Below are 16065 nucleotides of genomic sequence, written 5' to 3'. Positions count from 1 at the left end.
GGCAGATGGAACGGGAAAGTTGACGGGGGAAGTGCAACGAAATCTTTCATGCGCGGAGGAACGGCAACCGGCGGGCGACCAGCGTGCCTGGAGCAGGCACGAAAATAGCTACCGCTTATAGAGTTCGCGGACAGCGTCTTCGATGTGCTGCCGTAACAGGCGCCGCTCGTCGGGCGTCATATGACCATCACGACGGCGTTGATCGAGATCGGGGGGAACTGCAGTGCGCAACATCACGTCTGACGCAGGGCGGTCGTTAGTGACGTTGGGGTTGCGGCGGCTCGCTTTGGAATTGGGCGGCTTGGGTCCGCGCTCGCTCGCAGCTCTGTCGGCCGAAGGCTGGGCGTGGGCGAGCGTTGGTCCTAGTGTGCCTGCAAGCGTACCGGCAATCGCCAGCGCAATTACGCTCAGGCGCACATTCGGCCAAACCCCTCCCTTCATGTTGTTCCCTTCGTGGCGCGGCAACCGGCTACCTCAAATGCGTATACAAACCCCGGTAGCGAGCCGGGTGCGAGAGTTTTAGTCGAGTGAAGTATCCACCGAACAGCCGCATTCAGTAAAGGAGTCTACCTGCCCCCGCTTTACGTCGTGCCACAGTGCGGGTAAATTTTGTAACTGACTGTAACCCGATAAATGATGCAACCGCGCGCTACTTTCTAATCGCGCTAAGATGCCGACCATGGAAACCAAAAACCCTTCGAAAATCCTCGTCGTCGACGACGATCCGCGCCTGCGCGATCTGCTGCGCCGCTACCTCGGTGAACAGGGCTTCAATGTCTACGTTGCCGAGAACGCGCCGTCCATGAACAAGCTCTGGGTGCGTGAGCGCTTCGACTTGCTGGTGCTCGATCTCATGCTGCCTGGCGAAGACGGCCTGTCGATCTGCCGCCGTCTGCGCGGCAGCAACGACCGCACGCCGATCATCATGCTGACGGCCAAGGGTGAAGACGTCGATCGTATCGTCGGCCTCGAAATGGGCGCCGACGACTATCTGCCCAAGCCGTTCAACCCGCGCGAACTGGTCGCGCGGATTCATGCGGTGCTGCGCCGGCAATCGCCGTCGGAGTTGCCTGGGGCGCCGTCCGAAACCACCGAGGTGTTCGAGTTCGGCGAGTTCGCACTGAATCTCGCCACCCGCACGCTCACCAAGGCCGGCCAGGAAATTCCGCTGACCACGGGTGAATTCTCGGTGCTGAAGGTATTTGCGCGTCACCCGCGTCAGCCACTCTCGCGTGAAAAGCTGATGGAACTGGCACGCGGCCGTGAATATGAAGTATTCGACCGCAGTCTCGACGTGCAGATTTCGCGTCTGCGCAAGTTGATCGAACCGGATCCGGGCAGCCCGCGTTTCATTCAAACCGTCTGGGGCCTCGGCTACGTGTTCATTCCTGACGGTGCAGCCTGAGTTTGCTCTCACCTCCAGTGTCGACCAGAGTTGGTGCTTTGGCGCTTACTCTGGTCCCATGCAAGATAGTTCCAGATAAGAAGGGCCCATGCGGATCGACCGGCGCCTCCTGACGCTCGCGTTCGGTGGCCTTTTCTGGCGGACCTTTCTGTTGATCGCGCTGTTGATCGCAGTCAGTCTCGCCGCGTGGTTCCAGAGCTTTCGGGTGATCGAACGCGAGCCGCGCGCGCAGCGCGTGGCGTTGCAGCTGGTCGCCATCGTCAAGCTCACGCGCACCGCACTCCTCTATTCCGATCCTGACCTGCGGCGCGCTCTGCTGCAGGATCTGGAGAGCAATGAAGGCGTGCGCGTGTACCCGCGCGAAACCACCGACAAGTACAAGCTCCAGCCCGACGAGTCGCTGAACCGGCTGATCGAACACGACATTCGCGGCCGCCTCGGCGACGACACGGTCATTGCACAGAGCGTAAACGACATCCCCGGCGTCTGGATCAGCTTCAAGATCGACGACGACGATTACTGGGTGGCGCTGGACCGCGATCAACTGGACAACGCGACGGGCCTGCAATGGGCCGGCTGGGGCGTGTTCGCGCTGGCGCTGTCACTATTCGGCGCGGCGTTCATCACCAGTCTCGTGAACCGTCCGTTCGCCCGGCTCGCCATGGCCGCGCGCAAGGTCGGCTCAGGCCAGTCGCCAGAGCCCTTGCCCGAGCGCGGCATGGGCGTGGCCGCCGAGACCAATCGCAGTTTCAACCAGATGGTGCAGGACCTCGAACAGCTCGAGGCCGACCGTGCGCTGATGCTCGCGGGCATCTCGCACGATCTGCGCACGCCGCTCGCGCGGCTGCGGCTCGAAACCGAAATGAGCCCGTCCGACCAGGCCACGAAAGACGCGATGGTCGACGACATCGAGCAGATGGACATGATCATCGGCCGGTTCCTCGATTACGCCCGTCCGGTGCAGCGGGTGCCGGAGCCGGTCGACCTGTCGGTGATCGCAGGCGAGCTTGCCGCGCGGATGCAAAGCGAGGACAGCATGCGGCTGATTACGCGCCTCGCACCGTCGGCGGTGATCGAGGCGGATGAGACCGACATGCGGCGCGTGGTCGGCAACCTGCTGGAGAACGCGCGCAAGTACGGCTTGAGCGACGGCGACGGCATACCGCACGTGATTCTGGAAACACGGGTATCGCACTCGCGGGTCGAATTGTCCGTGGTCGACGAAGGACCCGGAATTCCCGAAGACCAGTTGGCTCTTGTCACGCGACCGTTCTATCGTGTGAATTCCGCGCGCACCCAGGCGAACGGCACCGGCCTCGGCATGGCCATCGTGCAGCGGCTCGTGGGCCGTTATCGCGGCGCGCTGCGCCTGCGCAATCGCACACCAGGCCCGGGCCTCGAGGTCACAATCGAGTTTCCACTGGCAAAAGGCGCCTGACCGCCCAGGGCGTCGCGTCGCCCGTGCGGCCGTTGGCCGCGTTTAGTCATGTCGCTCCAAGGCGCTAGCCAAAGACTATTGAGCAGATAACCTCATAGGGCCATACTCGAAAACGTGCAACGTGCCTGTTACGACGAGCTGATAGCGTCAAACATGCTGCTTTCCCATCTCACGAAGGAGCTCTTGCATGAAAACCGTTGGCGATAAAGTCGAAGCGTTCACCGTCACTGCGGCCAAGCCGGGCTTCAACAACCATGAAGAAAACGGTGTGTCGGCGTTTGAAGAGATCACCGAGCAGTCGTTTCCGGGCAAGTGGAAAATCATCTACTTTTATCCGAAGGACTTCACCTTCGTGTGCCCGACCGAAATCGTCGAGTTCGACAAGCTGGTCAAGGATTTCGAAGAACGCGACGCGGTATTGCTCGGCGGCAGTGTGGACAACGAATTCGTCAAGCTGGCCTGGCGCCGCGAGCAAAAGGACCTGAGCAGGCTAAACCACTATTCGTTTGGTGACGTGAAGGGCGAGTTAATCGACCAGCTCGGTGTGCGCGACCAGGAAGCCGGCGTGGCGCTGCGCGCAACCTTCATTGTCGATCCAGACAATACGATTCAACACGTTTCGGTGAACAACCTGAACGTCGGCCGCAATCCGACAGAAGTGCTGCGTATTCTCGACGCTCTGCAAACGGACGAAGAATGTCCTTGCAACCGTCCGATTGGCGGCGCAACGCTGTAAGCCGCGTATTGCGGCTGAAGGTGAACAGTTTTTTCGCGCGCAGCGGGATTAAGTTTTTTTCGCTGCGCGCTCATGGTTTTTGTGAATGCACAGCAAACACCAAAACCCAAACATCAATTCTTGATCAACAAAACCGCTGCCTGCGCTTCAATGCCCTCGCCTCGCCCGAGGTAGCCCAACTTCTCATTAGTCTTGGCCTTAACATTAACCCGTTCAACCGGCAGGTTAAGATCCGCAGCGATATTAGCCCGCATCCCTTCAATATGCGGCGCCAGCTTGGGCGCCTGCGCAACCACGCTGCTATCCACGTTAGCGATAGAAAACCCCGCCGCTGTTACGCGAGCAAAACACTCCCGCAATAAAACCCGGCTATCCGCGCCAGCGAACTTCGCATCCGTGTCGGAGAAATGCCGCCCAATATCGCCCATCGCGGCCGCGCCGAAAATAGCATCGGTAATCGCATGCAACAGCACATCCGCATCCGAATGCCCGAGCAGCCCGCGCTCATAAGGAATCGTCACGCCACCGATAATCAACGGACGTCCCGGCACCAGCGCATGCACGTCATAACCCTGCCCAATTCTGAAATCCATATGCGTCAAGTCCTCAAGCCCATTGATTAAAATCTGATTTATCCAATCAGGAAGTCGAAGACGGCCGGCACAGAATCGCCTCGGCCAGATCGAAGTCTTCCGGATACGTGACCTTGAAGTTACGCAAACTCCCCTGCACCAATCGGGGCGCGTACCCCAGCCACTCGATCGCGCTCGCTTCGTCGGTCAAATCGTGGCCGTCCGCCTGCGCGCGCAAAATCGCCTCGCGCAACATGCCGATGCGGAACATCTGCGGCGTCTGCGCCTGCCACAGGCCGTCCCGAGCCTCGGTGCGGGCAATCCGCCCGTCGGACGAGGCCGGGTCGATCCGCTTCAAGGTATCCGCCGCCGGCAAGGCCATGATGCCGCCCACCGCGTCGTCCTTCAGCGCGCCGATCAGCGCGCGGATCAAGCCCGGCGTAATACCCGGCCGCGCAGCGTCGTGCACCAGCACCCAGTCGTCATCGCGCGCGCCGAACTCGGCCAGCGCGTGCAGCCCGTTCAGCACCGACGCCTGGCGCGACGCCCCACCGGCGCGGCGCACGGCGAAACGCAAGCCGCTGAAGCGGCGGGCGTCGAAGTGCTGGTCGTCGGGGGCAATCACGACAAGGGTTTGCGCAAACTCGCTGCAGGCGTCGAAAGCCGCCAGCGAGTAATGCAACATGTCGCGACCGGCGACAGTGCGATATTGTTTGGGCATCGCGGCGCCGGAACGGCTGCCGGTGCCAGCGCACGGAATCAGGGCAAATAGACGGGAAGTCACGAGTGCGGATGCCGCGAGGTCAAAGTAAAGGACGGATTTTATAATAGGTCCTTCGCATCTACGCCCCGACACGCGTAAACTTGCCGATCACGTGTGAGCCCGAGGCCGCTTTTTCTCTTCTATGCCAGACATCGCCGCATCATCGCAGTACTCCCCGCCCGTCGCGCTCGTCAAGGCCGGCCAGCGTTTCGCCTTCGACGGCACGCACGGCTCGTCCGACGCGCTGCTGATCGCCCGCTACCATCTCGCCTACCGCGAGAAGGTGCCGCTACTGGCGGTCGTCTGCGAAAGCGCCGTCGACGCGCAGCGGCTGGCGCAGGAAATCAGCTTTTTCGCGCCCGAGGCACGCGTGCGTTTGCTGCCCGACTGGGAAACGCTGCCTTACGATACCTTTTCGCCCCACCAGGATCTGGTCTCGGAACGCCTCGCCACGCTGCACGATCTCGGCGAAGGCCGCTGCGACATCCTGCTGGTGCCGGCCACCACCGCTCTGTACCGGATGCCGCCCGCCTCATTCATGGCGGGGTACACCTTCTCCTTCTCGCAAGGTGAACGCCTCGACGAGGCCAGGCTTAAAGCGCAGTTGACGCTCGCCGGCTACGAGCACGTGAGCCAGGTGGTGCGTCCCGGCGAATACTGCGTGCGCGGCTCGCTGCTCGACCTCTACCCGATGGGCTCGCCTCTGCCGTACCGGATCGACCTGTTCGACGACCAGGTCGACTCGATCCGTGCGTTCGATCCGGACACCCAGCGCAGCCTCTATCCGGTGAAGGACGTGCGTCTCTTGCCCGGCCGCGAATTCCCCTTCGACGAAGCGGCGCGCACGGCTTTCCGCAGCCGCTGGCGCGAGACCTTCGAGGGCGATCCGAGCCGCGCGTCGATTTACAAGGACATCGGCAACGGCGTGCCGTCGGCGGGCATCGAGTATTATTTGCCGCTCTTCTTCGAAGAAACGGCGACGCTGTTCCACTACCTGCCCGAAGGCGCGCAACTGGCGTTCGTCGGCGATCTGGACGCGGCGATCCGGCGCTTCACCAACGACACCAGACAGCGCTACAACTTCCTGTCGCACGATCGCGACCGGCCAATTCTGGAGCCGGAGCGTCTGTTCCTCTCGGACGAGGATTTCTTTGCGTTCGCCAAGCCGTTCGCGCGGCTCGCCTTGCCCGCCAACGCGGGCGGCGGCTGGTCGACCCCGCTACCGGATCTTGCGATCGACCGTCACGCGGAGGATCCGGTCTCGGCCTTGCGTACCTATCTCGAGACCACGCCGAACCGCGTGCTGTTCGCCACGGAGTCGGCGGGCCGTCGTGAAACGCTCTTGCAACTGCTGGCCGACAATCACCTCCGGCCTGTATCGAGCGACAGCTTCCAGGACTGGCTCACGAGCAGCGAACGTTTTTCGCTAGGCGTCGCGCCTTTGGCGAACGGTTTTGCGGTGCCTATCGACGGCATCGCGATCATCACCGAGACCGAACTTTACGGCCCACTCGCGCGCCGCACGGGACGGCGCCGCCAGGAGCAGGCAAGCAACGTCGATTCGATGGTGCGGGACCTGTCCGAGCTGAAGCTCGGCGATCCGGTCGTGCATTCGCAGCATGGCATCGGCCGCTATATGGGTCTCGTCACGATGGATCTCGGCGAAGGCGAAACCGAGTTCCTACACCTCGAATACGCGGGCGACAGCAAGCTTTACGTGCCGGTCGCGCAATTGCACGTGATCTCGCGTTACAGCGGTGCGGATCCGGAAAGCGCGCCCTTGCATTCGCTCGGCTCGGGCCAGTGGGAAAAGGCCAAGCGAAGAGCCGCGCAGCAGATCCGCGACACCGCGGCCGAGTTGCTGAACCTGTATGCCCGGCGCGCCCTGCGCGAAGGCCATGCATTCGCGCTCGAACCGAAGGACTACGTGAAGTTCGCCGAGAGCTTCGGCTTCGAAGAAACGCCGGATCAGGCCGCAGCCATTGCTGCCGTGATCGGTGACATGACGAGCGGCAAACCCATGGACCGCCTCGTGTGCGGCGACGTCGGCTTCGGCAAGACCGAGGTGGCACTGCGCGCGGCATTCATCGCGGTGATGGGCGGCAAGCAGGTCGCGCTGCTCTCGCCCACCACGCTGCTTGCCGAACAGCACACGCAAACCTTTAGTGATCGCTTCTCCGACTGGCCGGTGCGCATCGCCGAATTGTCGCGCTTCAAGTCGACCAAGGAAGTCAACGCGGCGATCCAGCAGATCAACGAAGGCACGGTCGATATCGTGATCGGCACGCACAAGTTGCTGTCGTCAGACGTGCAGTTCAAGCGGCTGGGACTCGTGATCATCGACGAGGAACACCGTTTCGGCGTGCGTCAGAAAGAGGCATTGAAAGCGTTGCGCGCTGAAGTCGATGTGCTCACGCTCACTGCCACGCCGATCCCCCGTACGCTCGGCATGGCGCTCGAAGGCCTGCGCGATTTCTCCGTTATTGCCACCGCGCCGCAAAAGCGCCTCGCGATCAAAACCTTCGTGCGTCGCGAAGAAGACAGCGTGATTCGCGAAGCGATGTTGCGCGAGTTGAAACGTGGCGGCCAGGTGTACTTCCTGCACAACGAAGTCGAAACGATTGAGAATCGCCGGCAAATGCTTGAAACGCTCGTGCCTGAAGCACGTATCGCCGTCGCGCATGGACAGATGCACGAGCGCGAACTCGAACGCGTGATGCGTGACTTTGTCGCCCAGCGCGCGAACGTTCTGCTGTGCACGACGATCATCGAAACCGGTATCGACGTGCCGACCGCCAACACGATCCTGATTCACCGCTCCGACAAGTTCGGCCTCGCGCAATTGCACCAGTTGCGTGGCCGTGTCGGCCGCTCGCATCACCAGGCGTATTCGTATCTGCTGGTGCATGACCCGCAAGGTCTGACGAAGCAGGCGCAGCGCCGTCTCGAAGCGATCCAGCAGATGGAGGAACTCGGTTCGGGCTTCTATCTCGCGATGCACGACCTCGAAATCCGCGGTACGGGTGAAGTGCTTGGCGACAAGCAATCGGGCGAGATTCAGGAGATCGGATTCCAGCTTTACACCGACATGCTGAACGACGCCGTAAAGGCGCTCAAGGAAGGCAGGGAGCCGGACCTCACCGCACCGCTCGCGGCGACCACCGAGATCAATCTGCACGCACCCGCGATTCTGCCGGCGGACTATTGCGGCGACGTGCAGGAACGCCTGTCGCTCTACAAGCGCCTCGCTAATTGCGAACACAACGATTCGATCGACAGCATTCAGGAAGAGCTGATCGACCGCTTCGGCAAGTTGCCGCCGCAAGCCCATGCGCTTGTCGAGACGCATCGCCTGCGGTTGGCGGCGAAGCCCTTGGGCATTTCGAAGATCGATGCCGGCGAAACGGTGATCGGCTTGCAGTTCATCCCCAATCCGCCAATCGACGCGATGCGGATCATCGAGATGGTGCAGAAACACAAGCACATCAAGCTAGCGGGCCAGGACAAGCTGCGCATTGAAACGCGCAGCCCGGACTTGGCCGTCCGTGTGGCGACGGTGAAAGAAACCTTGCGCGCACTCGGCACGCCCAGCCGCGGCACAGCGGCCACGGCTGCCGCGCGCTAACGCCTCGCACCCGCTGAGTGCTCGCGCGCCGGTATCGTGTCAGCACCGGTGTCAACACCGGCGCAGCTACCGGAATCAACGGCGGCACGGTTAAAAAAACGGGGTACGTCTAGCCGTTTTTTGTTTATGCTGCGGTGCGCAAACGCGCGCCGCAGCATACGGGTGCGTTTTTTTTGGGTATGATCGAAAGACTCAAATGCTGGAGTCTTGTCATGTCTCACGTCGCTGAATCGGCGCAGTCCTCGCAAACGCCCGCCTCTGAATCGAATTCTTCCTCGCCTGCCTCGCTGCCCTGGGTGACCCGTCTCGTGTCGATGGACACGGTGAGCCGCAATCCGAATCTCGGTCTGATCGAAACCGTACGCGACGAATTGCGCGCAGTCGGCATCGAAGCCACGCTCACCCACGACGAAAGCGGCAAATGGGCGAATCTGTTCGCAACGATTCCCGCGCACGACGGCGAGACCAACGGCGGCGTTGTGCTGTCGGGCCATACAGATGTTGTGCCCGTAGACGGTCAGCAATGGGACAGCGATCCGTTCAAACCGGAAATTCGTGGCGACAAGCTGTACGGCCGCGGCACCTGCGATATGAAAGGCTTCATCGGCGCGGCGCTTTCACTCGTGCCCGAGATGCAGCGCACCAGGCTCGCGAGGCCAATTCACTTCGCGTTGTCGTTCGACGAAGAAGTGGGGTGTGCCGGCGCACCGCTCCTGATTGCCGATCTGATGAAACGCGGTGTGAAGCCGGACGGCTGCATCGTCGGCGAGCCGACCAGCATGCGCCCGATCGTGGCACACAAAGGCATCAACGCATATCAGTGCTGCGTGCGCGGCCAGGCGGCGCATTCGTCGCTCACACCGAAGGGCTTGAATGCGATCGAATACGCCGCGCGCCTGATCTGCTACATCCGCGATATGGCCGATCAATTCCGCGCACAAGGCCCGTTCGACGAACTGTACGACGTGCCCTTCACTACGGCGCAAACCAGCACGATCATCGGCGGCAACGCGATCAATACCGTGCCCGCCGAATGCAAGTTCCAGTTCGAATTCCGCAATCTGCCCACGCTCGACCCCGAACCGATCTTCGAGCGCATCGATCAATACGCGCGCGAAACCCTGCTGCCGAAAATGTTGCGCGAGCATCCATCTGCGGCCATCGAGATCACGAAGATCGCGGCGGCACCAGGCCTCGATTCGTCTGAACAAGCCGCGATCACGCAACTCGTGCGTGCGCTGACCGCGGATCAGGACAAGCGCAAGGTCGCGTACGGCACCGAAGCGGGGCTGTTCTCGCTAGCGGGCATTCCGAGCATTGTGTGCGGTCCCGGCGACATCCAGCAGGCGCACAAAGCCAACGAATTCGTCGCGCTGGATCAGCTCGTGGCATGCGAGCGCTTCCTGCAAAAATTCATCCACAGCATGTCGGTCGACGCGCACGCGCACTGAAACTGACTGCTGTAAAAACGGTCTTAGCCATATCGAGGAAAAACACGCCCACGCCATGTCAACCGCCACACCGCAGCACACCGACCATACGATCGACGGCGAGCCGATCCCTACCCTCGACAACATCGCCACGCAGCACTTTGCGTTGACGCCGTGGGTGACGCGAACGCCGGTGTTCGACCGGCTCGACTTTCCGTCGCTGGAAGGCACGGTGGTGAACTTCAAGTTCGAATTGCTGCAAGCGGGCGGCAGCTTCAAGGCGCGCGGTGCGTTCACTAATCTGCTCGCGCTCGATGAAGCGCAACGCAGCGCAGGCGTCACCTGTGTGTCGGGCGGCAATCATGCGGTGGCGGTCGCGTACGCCGCCATGCGTCTCGGCGTGAGCGCGAAGGTCGTGCTGTTTCGCGCGGCCAATCCGGCACGTATCGCCTTGTGCCGGCAATATCACGCCGACATCGTTTTCGCGGAAAACCTTGCGGAAGCCTTCGAGCTTGTGCGCCGTATCGAAGCGGAGGAAGGCCGTTATTTCGTGCATCCGTTCAACGGCTATCGCACCGTGCTCGGCTCAGCCACGCTCGGCTATGAATGGGCTACACAAACGCCCGACCTCGAAGCGGTGATCGTGCCGATCGGCGGCGGCGGCCTCGCTGCCGGCGTGGCCACCGCCATGCGGCTCGCGAATCCGCGGGTGCACCTGTACGGCGTCGAACCGGAAGGATCGGATGTGATGGGCAAAAGCTTTGCCGCCAATCACACGGTCAAGATGGGCCATATGCACACCATCGCCGATTCATTGGCATCGCCGCATACCGAGGAATACAGCTACGAGTTGTGCCGTCGCCATATCGACCAGCTCGTCACGGTTTCCGACGACCAGTTGCGCGCGGCCATGCTGACCTTGTTCGGACAACTGAAGCTGGCTGTCGAACCGGCCTGCGCTGCCGCTACGGCAGCACTGCTCGGACCGCTGCGCGAATCGCTGCAAGGCAAACGCGTGGGCGTGCTGCTGTGCGGCACCAATACCGATCCGGTCAGTTTTGCTGCGCATATCGAACGGGCACGTCATAGCCAGTCACAGTTTCCAGAATAAACGCAATCCTTCCTTTCCATGCCAAAAGACTAGCCTATCCTTCTCAGATTGGTATGATTCGACAATCGACTTCTGGGAGGAACGTATATGAGCATGATCAAGGAATTCAAGGAATTTGCCCTCAAAGGCAACGTAATGGATCTCGCCGTCGGGGTGATTATCGGCGGCGCATTTTCCACCATCGTCAATTCAATTGTTAAAGACCTGATCATGCCGGTTGTCGGCGTTGCCACCGGCGGCCTCGATTTCTCCAACAAGTTCGTTCGGCTCGGCGATATTCCCGCCAGCTTCAAAGGCAGTCCCGAGTCGTACAAAGACTTGCAGACGGCAGGCGTGGCCGTGTTCGGTTATGGTTCGTTTATCACCGTGGCCATCAACTTCGTGATCCTCGCGTTCATTATTTTCCTGATGGTCAAGTTCATCAATAATCTGCGCAAGCCGGCTGAAGCCGCGCCGGCAGAACCGGCGCCAACGCCGGAAGAAGTTGTGCTGCTGCGCGAAATCCGCGATTCGCTGAAGAGCTCACCGCAGCGCTGAGCCGCCGGGGTTAAGTCACCCGGGTTGGGTCAAGCTGAACCACGTTAAACATTCGCGTCGGCACATTACCGGCGCAAATAAATAAGGCCTGTCGCGAGGAAGTCGCCACAGGCCTTTTTCATACCGCGTGCAAATTACGTCGCCCGAGTCGACGTGGTGAACACACTAAGCGTTCTTTTTGTCCCCTTCGTCCCCTTCGCCCTTCTCTGCCTTCAGATTCACCGCGCTTTCGATCATCGTCTCGAGCTGTCCGAAATTGACAGGCTTGGTCAGATGCGAAGTAAAGCCGGCGCTCAGGCAACGGCGCACATCGTCATCGGTGCCGAAGCCGGTCAACGCGACCGCCGGCGCATCCGAACGCTCGCGGAACGCTTTGACGAAATCGAGGCCTGTACCATCGGGCAAGCCCACGTCGCTGATCACCAGATCGAACGTCTGCGCCTGGGTGGCGGCGAGAGCATCGTCTACACGGCCCACCGTGGTCACGTCGTGACCCAGGCTGCGAATCAGCTGCGCCATCACTTCGGCGGTATCCACGTGGTCTTCAATCAGTAGAATGGTCAGCAGGCCGTGATGACGAACCTCATCAGGCGCGGCAACGGGTGTTAGCTCCTCAGGCGCGGCGGCGGTCGGCAGCGTGATCGTGAAAGTCGCGCCGCAGTGCGCGCCCGGGCTCTGTGCGACCACCGTGCCGCCGTGCACATCGGTCAGGGCCTTCGTGATCGCGAGGCCCAGGCCCAGGCCGCCGAATTGCCGCGTCATGTTCTGGTTGCCCTGCTCGAACGCGTTGAACAGTTTGCCGATCTGCTCGGGTTCGATGCCGATGCCCGTATCCTCGACCGAAATCTGCACATGCATGCGTTCGTCGTGCGTGCGCACGTAGATATGGCCGCCGTCCGGCGTGAACTTGGCGGCGTTGCGAATCAGATTCCACAGCATCTGTTGCAGCCGTGCACGATCGGCGAGCACGTAATGGTGCTGCGCATTCGTGCAGACGTGCACGTCCTGCTGCTTGACCTGGATCTCGCTGCGAAATAGTTCGAGCACGCTGTCTATCACCTCGTGCACGTCGACGGTTTCGAGCGACAAACGCAGCTTGCCGTTCGCCACGCGCGTGAGATCGAGCAGGTCGTCGATCAGGCGCGCTTCGAGTTCGACGTTGCGGCGAATCATGCGCACGCTCGCACGCGCCTGATCGGGCAGACCCGGGATCATCTCCAGCACGCTAGCCCCTGCCAGAACGGGCGTGAGCGGCGTGCGCAATTCGTGCGACAGCATGGCAAGGAAGCGGTCTTTCGCACGATTGGCTTCCTCAGCGATCTGGCGGGCGGCCTGCTCCGAGGCAAGCAGCCGTTCGCGTTCCTCGATCGCCTCGCGTTGCGGATGAATATCCGTGCAACTGCCGAACCATTTGCTGACGTTGCCTTCAGCGTCGCGCATGGCGACCGCGCGGATGTCGAACCAGCGATAGGCGCCGTCGTGGCGGCGAATCCGCAGTTCGTGCCGGTAGTCGCCGGCGCCGCCCGTCACCGCCTTGAGCCAGGTGCGGCGAATCTCTTCGCGATCGTCGGGATGCACCGCTTCGAGCCACGCGAGACCGTACGAACTGCTTTCCGCCAACCCCGTGTAGTCGAACCACTGCTTCGAGAGGAAATCGCAATCGCCCGCGGCGTTGCAGGTCAGCACGAGGTGCGGCAACGCCTCCGACAAGGTGCGGTAATGCTGTTCGCGATCGCGCAGCAGCAAGGCGTCGTCCGAAGCCTTCTGCAAACGCACCTGGGACAGCACCCGCTCCACCGCCTCGGGCAGGTAATCGAGGTAGTCGCCGGACTTCGGCACCACGTCGGAAACGCCCGCGCGCAAGGCTTCGATCACCCGGGATTCGTCAGTAAAACCGGTCACGAGGATGGCGGGGATCCGCACGCCTTCCGCGCGCAAGCGGCGAAAGAAGTCGAGGCCGGTCTCCGGCCCGCTGAGCTGGTAGTCGAGCACCAGCAGGTCCGGCGCACCCGCGGCGAGTCGCGCGCGGGCCGCTTCGACCTGCGCACAGATTGCAACCCGGCAGCCGGCGCGTTCGAGCGACTTGCGCGCGAGCCGCAGGATGCCTTCGTCGTCATCGACGACCAGCACATACGCGGCGGGCTGCGTGGACACGTCTTCGGTCATGCGGAGTCTTCTCTGGCTAGGTCTGGTGTGGCTATCTTGTCATGGGTCGCTTTCGGAGCGCCTTCATATGAACCTTCCGTCACGGCGCGGCCAGCCGGTGGCCCGACGGCAGTTTGACCACCTGCAGGAAGAAGCCGAGACGGCGCACCGCTTCGATGAACGCGTCGTATTCGACCGGCTTGGTGATATAGACGTTGCAGCCGAGTTCGTAACAGCGCGCGATTTCGCGCGGATCGTCGGTCGTGGTCAGTACGATCACCGGCACCGCGGCTGTCTGCGGCGAATCCTTCAGACGCCGCAGCACCTCGAAGCCATCCACCCGCGGCATTTTCAGATCGAGCAGCACGACGAAATTCGTCAGATCTTCGCGAGGTGGGTAAGGACTGGCAGCGGCGTCCGCCGGCGCCGGGCCGAAGAAATAATCGAGGGCCTGCTGGCCGTCGCGAAAGCGCACGAAACCGTTCGAAATACCGGCGCGGCGCAGATTGCGCTCGACCAGCGTGGCGTGGCCGTCGTCATCTTCGATCAGCACGATACTGACCGTTTCCCCGTGACTCATATGCCCTCCGTACTGACAATCCGTTTTTGCATAATGCTTTTAACTATCCCCACCGTTTCCCTTGGTGCCCGTCGCGGCTCAATTGCGCGCAGGTTGCTCTGGTAACACGACAAAAAAAGTCGATCCCGCACCTTCCGCCGACTCGACCCAAACGCGGCCGCCATGCCGTTCTACCATACGCCGAACCACCGCGAGGCCAATGCCGTCTCCGTTCGCGACGTCGCCGTGCAGGCGCTGAAACGCCCGGAATACCTTCGACATATACGCCGCCGGAATCCCGAGTCCGTTGTCCCGTACATAATAGGTGCGCGTGCGCAACGCGCGCGGCTCCGTCTCGTCGACCGGTTCCGGCTCCAGCGCGCCGATCTCGATGCGCCCATTGCGCGCCGGGTCGAGATAATTGAGCGCGTTACCGATCAGGTTGCCGAAAATCTGCTCGATCGCGCCCGGGTCGCCCCATGCAGGCGGCAACTCGCGCACGGTCACCACCGTCCCGCGCTGGCTGATGGCGCCTTGCAGCGCATCGACCACTTTGCCCACCACCCGCCCGACACTCACCCGCTGCCACTGATATTCGAGCCGCCCGGCGCGTGAAATCCGCAACAGCGCGTCGATGATCGCCGCCGCCCGCGTCACCGCGGTGCGTAGATATTGCAGAGACTCGCGCACGTCGCCGTCAAGGATATGTGCCATACGCCGATGTTCGGCCTCCGGCAGCTTCGCCGCCTCGACGAGGCTGTCCAGTTCGTCGCACGACACCTGTAATTCTTTCGAAAAGCCTTGCAGATTCACCAGCGGCGAGCGCAGATCGTGCGACACGCTGTAGATGAACATTTCGTTGTCTTGCGTCTCCTGACGCAGCTCCTCGTTGACGCCAGCCAGTTCCCGTGCGCGCGCTTCGAGCCGCACTTTCAGCTTGGCCTGCTCGCCTTCGGCCTCGCGCAGGCGTGCGCCCGTCTGATGCAGCACCGCGTCGAGCGCGGCAATTTCGTCGCTGCCGGACAGCGGCGCCGCAAGCGGCCGCCCGCTGCCCAGGCGCTCGGCATTGCCGGTCAACACTTCCAACCGCCGGCCGATGCTGCGCGCAAACACGACGGCAGTGGCCGCCCAGATCAGCATCGAGCCCAATACCGCGGCGATTAGCGCATATTGCTGGCGTTCGCGGCGCCGTGCCAAGGCCGCGCCGCGCTCGGCGTCGAGCCGCGAGGCCTCATTGCTGAATTCGGCGAGCTGATCGCGAAACAGCGCGATCTGCTGGGGAAGCGCACCCGTGTCCAGCCCGGCAAACGAATTCAGGTTATGTCCTGCGCGTAGCGCCTGCGAGATCGAGGTGGCCTGCACGCGATACGCGTCGATCGCCTGTTGCATCTTGCGCACGCGCGCGACCTGTTGCGGCGTATCGGCCACCAGCGTTTCCAGATTCGAAAGGCGGTCACCGAGATCGACCCATACAGTATGGCGGTCGACAAACGACGGATCGCCAACGACCATACCCGTGCGGACCCGCGCGGCCTGACGCAGCAGCGGATCGACAATGGCCGACGACTGATAAAGGATCTGCTTGCTATTGCTGACCCACCGCGCGGCCTGCGCTGTTTGCTCCTGGGTATCGAAGACGACGCCCAGAAGCGCCAGCTCGACCACGCTCGGCACTGCAATCAGCAGCAGACCCTTGGTGAATAGTTTCATGTTCGCCCGAAGGGTCGTTCAAGCCGCGGCGTTA

13 protein-coding genes are annotated in these 16065 nt (G+C 61.9%); 7 read left to right on the top strand and 6 right to left on the bottom strand.

What is annotated here, in order from left to right; all coding sequences use genetic code 11:
- Positions 1-108: 108 nt before the first annotated feature.
- Positions 109-441, bottom strand: coding sequence for a hypothetical protein (locus tag PQQ86_RS08595; RefSeq protein WP_408265765.1), 333 nt, complete (start codon positions 439-441; stop codon positions 109-111).
- Between the two features lie 229 nt (positions 442-670).
- Here PQQ86_RS08595 and ompR point away from each other — a divergent pair, with 229 nt between their 5' ends.
- From ompR to PQQ86_RS08580, 3 genes are all read left to right on the top strand, one after another.
- On the top strand, positions 671-1405 hold the full coding sequence (gene ompR / locus PQQ86_RS08590) for an osmolarity response regulator transcription factor OmpR (protein WP_006048917.1): 735 nt from the start codon (positions 671-673) through the stop codon (positions 1403-1405).
- 88 nt (positions 1406-1493) lie between these two features.
- Positions 1494-2843, top strand: coding sequence for an ATP-binding protein (locus PQQ86_RS08585; RefSeq protein ID WP_054039512.1), 1350 nt, complete (start codon positions 1494-1496; stop codon positions 2841-2843).
- A 187-nt stretch (positions 2844-3030) separates the two neighbouring features.
- A complete protein-coding gene (locus PQQ86_RS08580; RefSeq protein ID WP_408265764.1) occupies positions 3031-3579 on the top strand; it encodes a peroxiredoxin in 549 nt (182 codons plus the stop codon).
- Positions 3580-3692: 113 nt separating this feature from the next.
- Here PQQ86_RS08580 and ispF read toward each other — a convergent pair whose 3' ends face one another.
- Both ispF and ispD read right to left on the bottom strand, forming a co-directional pair.
- Positions 3693-4172, bottom strand: coding sequence for a 2-C-methyl-D-erythritol 2,4-cyclodiphosphate synthase (ispF, locus tag PQQ86_RS08575; RefSeq protein ID WP_074285992.1), 480 nt, complete (start codon positions 4170-4172; stop codon positions 3693-3695).
- Positions 4173-4218: 46 nt separating this feature from the next.
- Positions 4219-4935: a 2-C-methyl-D-erythritol 4-phosphate cytidylyltransferase gene (gene ispD / locus PQQ86_RS08570; protein WP_408265763.1), complete on the bottom strand. Its 717-nt coding sequence runs from the start codon at positions 4933-4935 to the stop codon at positions 4219-4221.
- Positions 4936-5056: 121 nt separating this feature from the next.
- Here ispD and mfd point away from each other — a divergent pair, with 121 nt between their 5' ends.
- From mfd to mscL, 4 genes are all read left to right on the top strand, one after another.
- Positions 5057-8539, top strand: a complete 3483-nt coding sequence (gene mfd / locus PQQ86_RS08565) for a transcription-repair coupling factor (protein ID WP_408265762.1) — start codon at positions 5057-5059, stop codon at positions 8537-8539.
- 212 nt (positions 8540-8751) lie between these two features.
- Positions 8752-9990: an acetylornithine deacetylase gene (argE, locus tag PQQ86_RS08560; RefSeq protein ID WP_408265761.1), complete on the top strand. Its 1239-nt coding sequence runs from the start codon at positions 8752-8754 to the stop codon at positions 9988-9990.
- Between the two features lie 55 nt (positions 9991-10045).
- Positions 10046-11080 (top strand): pyridoxal-phosphate dependent enzyme, encoded by a 1035-nt coding sequence (locus PQQ86_RS08555; RefSeq protein WP_408265760.1) that lies wholly within the window; start codon positions 10046-10048, stop codon positions 11078-11080.
- A gap of 87 nt (positions 11081-11167) precedes the next feature.
- Positions 11168-11617: a large conductance mechanosensitive channel protein MscL gene (mscL, locus tag PQQ86_RS08550; RefSeq protein ID WP_408265759.1), complete on the top strand. Its 450-nt coding sequence runs from the start codon at positions 11168-11170 to the stop codon at positions 11615-11617.
- 165 nt (positions 11618-11782) lie between these two features.
- Here the strand turns inward: mscL and PQQ86_RS08545 are convergent, their stop codons facing one another.
- The 3 genes from PQQ86_RS08545 to PQQ86_RS08535 form a co-directional block, all read right to left on the bottom strand.
- The gene (locus PQQ86_RS08545) at positions 11783-13783 is read right to left on the bottom strand and encodes a hybrid sensor histidine kinase/response regulator (RefSeq protein ID WP_408265758.1); all 2001 of its coding nucleotides are present in this window, start codon (positions 13781-13783) and stop codon (positions 11783-11785) included.
- Between the two features lie 79 nt (positions 13784-13862).
- On the bottom strand, positions 13863-14342 hold the full coding sequence (locus PQQ86_RS08540; RefSeq protein WP_154563125.1) for a response regulator: 480 nt from the start codon (positions 14340-14342) through the stop codon (positions 13863-13865).
- Between the two features lie 78 nt (positions 14343-14420).
- On the bottom strand, positions 14421-16031 hold the full coding sequence (locus PQQ86_RS08535; RefSeq protein ID WP_408265757.1) for a sensor histidine kinase: 1611 nt from the start codon (positions 16029-16031) through the stop codon (positions 14421-14423).
- Positions 16032-16065 lie beyond the last annotated feature (34 nt).

Origin of the sequence: Paraburkholderia sediminicola, assembly GCF_046026675.1 — a bacterium.
GTDB classification, from domain to species: domain Bacteria; phylum Pseudomonadota; class Gammaproteobacteria; order Burkholderiales; family Burkholderiaceae; genus Paraburkholderia; species Paraburkholderia sediminicola_F.
The sequence above is the reverse complement of the archived record's forward strand: the minus strand, read 5'-3'. Positions and strand labels throughout refer to the sequence as shown.

Coding starts and splice junctions, on each gene's coding strand:
- PQQ86_RS08595 (WP_408265765.1), bottom strand. CDS start 441: ATGAAGGGAGGGGTTTGGCCGAATGTGCGCCTGAGCGTAATTGCGCTG.
- ompR (WP_006048917.1), top strand. CDS start 671: ATGCCGACCATGGAAACCAAAAACCCTTCGAAAATCCTCGTCGTCGAC.
- PQQ86_RS08585 (WP_054039512.1), top strand. CDS start 1,494: ATGCGGATCGACCGGCGCCTCCTGACGCTCGCGTTCGGTGGCCTTTTC.
- PQQ86_RS08580 (WP_408265764.1), top strand. CDS start 3,031: ATGAAAACCGTTGGCGATAAAGTCGAAGCGTTCACCGTCACTGCGGCC.
- ispF (WP_074285992.1), bottom strand. CDS start 4,172: ATGGATTTCAGAATTGGGCAGGGTTATGACGTGCATGCGCTGGTGCCG.
- mfd (WP_408265762.1), top strand. CDS start 5,057: ATGCCAGACATCGCCGCATCATCGCAGTACTCCCCGCCCGTCGCGCTC.
- argE (WP_408265761.1), top strand. CDS start 8,752: ATGTCTCACGTCGCTGAATCGGCGCAGTCCTCGCAAACGCCCGCCTCT.
- PQQ86_RS08555 (WP_408265760.1), top strand. CDS start 10,046: ATGTCAACCGCCACACCGCAGCACACCGACCATACGATCGACGGCGAG.
- mscL (WP_408265759.1), top strand. CDS start 11,168: ATGAGCATGATCAAGGAATTCAAGGAATTTGCCCTCAAAGGCAACGTA.
- PQQ86_RS08545 (WP_408265758.1), bottom strand. CDS start 13,783: ATGACCGAAGACGTGTCCACGCAGCCCGCCGCGTATGTGCTGGTCGTC.
- PQQ86_RS08540 (WP_154563125.1), bottom strand. CDS start 14,342: ATGAGTCACGGGGAAACGGTCAGTATCGTGCTGATCGAAGATGACGAC.
- PQQ86_RS08535 (WP_408265757.1), bottom strand. CDS start 16,031: ATGAAACTATTCACCAAGGGTCTGCTGCTGATTGCAGTGCCGAGCGTG.